Annotated in this window: 3 protein-coding genes; all 3 read right to left on the bottom strand. The window is 34.4% G+C overall.

Going from position 1 to position 2,556, the window contains the following annotated elements; translation table 11 throughout:
* Positions 1-538: hypothetical protein (locus ENL20_01245; protein ID HHE37182.1), on the bottom strand; the 538-nt coding region annotated here is incomplete at its 3' end.
* 271 nt (positions 539-809) lie between these two features.
* Positions 810-1,691 carry a hypothetical protein gene (locus ENL20_01240; protein HHE37181.1) on the bottom strand — a complete coding sequence of 294 codons (882 nt, stop codon included), beginning with the start codon at positions 1,689-1,691 and terminating at the stop codon, positions 810-812.
* Positions 1,684-2,529, bottom strand: a complete 846-nt coding sequence (locus ENL20_01235) for an ABC transporter ATP-binding protein (GenBank protein ID HHE37180.1) — start codon at positions 2,527-2,529, stop codon at positions 1,684-1,686. Before ENL20_01235 ends, ENL20_01240 begins: the two co-directional genes overlap by 8 nt.
* Positions 2,530-2,556 lie beyond the last annotated feature (27 nt).

Below are 2,556 nucleotides of genomic sequence, written 5' to 3'. Positions count from 1 at the left end.
TGATAAATCCACCCAGCAATTGTCCCCAGAATCCGGTATATTCTTTATTTTCATCATCCGAATCAACAATGATCCCTTCCGAGCTGATCTCCACTTTTTCATCTCCATCTTCGACGAAAATTCCTTCCGCATTGATCTCAACTTTTGTCTTTCCATCATCATCCAGAACAAGTAAGTTTCCGTCTTCAAATTTGATGACTTCTCCATCATCGGTTTTGATGTTTACTTTTCCGGAATCGAATCTACAGACAGCATCATCCATTTGAAAAGTATAAGTTTTAGAATCCGGTAAAGTAAGAGCAATTTTGTTGTTGTAATCAGAAGAAAAAGTAACTTGATTTTTCTTCTTTTTAATATCGATGTTATTCAATTTTTTAGAATCAACAATAATGTTATTCCCATTACTGAACTCGATATTCTTAATCTTTACATTATTAAAAACCAACTCCACTTCCTTTGCTTTGATACTTATCTCCTGCGGTTTTGCGATCAAACAAACCGTTGAAATAATTAAAACAGACAACATAATTTTTTTCATCATATCCTCCTCGTAAAACAATTTGCCTAACTTGTTCATTGTTAATTAAATAACTCACCCTAACCCTTTCTTACAAAGAGAGGGAAAAATAAGGAAAGAAATATCAGTTTGATTCCATTAAATTTCCCTTCTCTTCTTAAGAGAAGGGATTAAGGGATGAGTTAAAAAGACCAATGTTTATAATAATGATAATAGTCGTATGACTTTGTTATCAAACTTATAAAGTTCAGGAAATACTTTTTTAAGGTTTGAAATCCTTTCATAAAGCCTCCTATTTTACTTCCTTGTTTTTATAAATGAATGTTGATATTGCAAAAAGTGAACCACTCACCAGAATCTGTAATAGTGATTTCCATGAAAAAATCAGACTGCTCCATTTTTCTTTTATCAATTCCGAGATTTCAAATTGTTGAGAACTATCCATTCCAAAGAAAAAATCATTGCCATCGAAACTTGTGACAGAATTATCTTTTAAAAGGTCTATCAAGTATGTAAAAGGCATGGGTAATTTCCAGCCGAACCAGACATTAACGATCAGGAAGAGAACATGGATCGCAAGTAAAACAGATAAACCTTTAAAAAATGCTTTGTCCTTGAAAATCGCAGAACAGAAAAAAGCCAGACTTCCGATGATCAAAGTAAATTTCATATAACTGAACAAAGCCAGGAACATCCCTGAAACCGCAGATTTGAAGTGAAATTGTCCAACGATCGCCACAAAACTGTTCACCACGATAAAATTAAAGATCCCAATCAGAAACAAAACTATCCAGAATCCCGCAATTCCGGTTATGTATTTTGAAAACGATCTTTCCCAGATGGAAACAGGTTGAGAACGATGGAATAACTCGAAATTCCGTCGCAAATCTTCATTTAAAGCACTTTGCGTCAGCATGATCGTGAAGATCACAATCATTAAACCGGGTAATCCCATAACAGCCATATTAATTACAAAATTCAAGATCGGAACCGGAGGTCCGGTTTCGATATCCTGCAGAAAATCATAACTGATCTGGAAATCTCCTTTAAAATAAGCAACAAGAACACTTAATAGAATAAGAGCATAAAATCCGGCTGTGATCCAGAAAGGAAGTAAAAATGTTTTTTTATTGATCCGCCAGTCTTTGATGATCAATGTTTTTAATTTACTCATCTGAACCTCCTACTGTTGCAAAAAACAGGTCTGAAAGCGAAGGTCTCCCATAAGAAGCATCTTCGATCTCGATATTGTTATCAACGATCGCACTGAAATGACCTAAAGTTTTCGTTACGAGTTTTGGATTGAACCTTTCCAGTTCTTCCTTTCTTTCATCCGGAATGGTTACGATCTTATATTTACTTTTCAATTCATCGATATTTTCGTGTAGATTAATCTTTCCTTTATCTATGAAGATTATATCCTGTAAAATGTGTTCCACTTCCTCCACTTGATGAGTAGAAATGATAATGGTTTTGGATTCATCGAAAAATTCTCCGAGAATCATATTAAAAAATTCTTTCCGGAAAACAATATCGAGACCTAAAGTCGGTTCATCTAAAAGAAGAACTTTAACATCCATCGAAAGAGTGAGCAGCAAATACAATTTTGTTTTCATCCCTTTGGAAAGATTTTTTATTTTTTGTTTGATAGGAAGATCGCTTTTTACCATCAGAGAATTCGCTCTTTCGGAATTCCAGGAAGGATTCAGAGCAGAAACATAATCGATTGTCTGCTGAACAGTCAAACGATCATCAAGACTGTTCACATCGGGGATAAAAGCAAGATGATTAAAGATCGATTCTTTATACAGTTTGACCGGCTCTCCAGAATATTCGATCTCACCTTTGTATTTTAGAAATCCCAACATACAACGCATCAAAGTTGATTTTCCGGCTCCGTTTTTTCCCAAAAGCCCGATTATTCTTCCTTCCGGAATGGATAGAGAAACATCATCTAAAGCTTTAAATTTTCCATAATATTTTGTCAGGTTGTTTATTTCGATCAGGCTCATTATTTTTCTCCTTTTTCATTATATATT

The sequence above is a fragment of the Candidatus Cloacimonadota bacterium genome, assembly GCA_011372345.1.
Taxonomy (GTDB): domain Bacteria; phylum Cloacimonadota; class Cloacimonadia; order Cloacimonadales; family TCS61; genus DRTC01.
The sequence above is the reverse complement of the archived record's forward strand: the minus strand, read 5'-3'. Positions and strand labels throughout refer to the sequence as shown.

What these genes read in the sequence shown, in the direction of transcription:
- ENL20_01240 (HHE37181.1), bottom strand. Translation starts at nt 1,691, where the DNA reads ATGAGTAAATTAAAAACATTGATCATCAAAGACTGGCGGATCAATAAA.
- ENL20_01235 (HHE37180.1), bottom strand. Translation starts at nt 2,529, where the DNA reads ATGAGCCTGATCGAAATAAACAACCTGACAAAATATTATGGAAAATTT.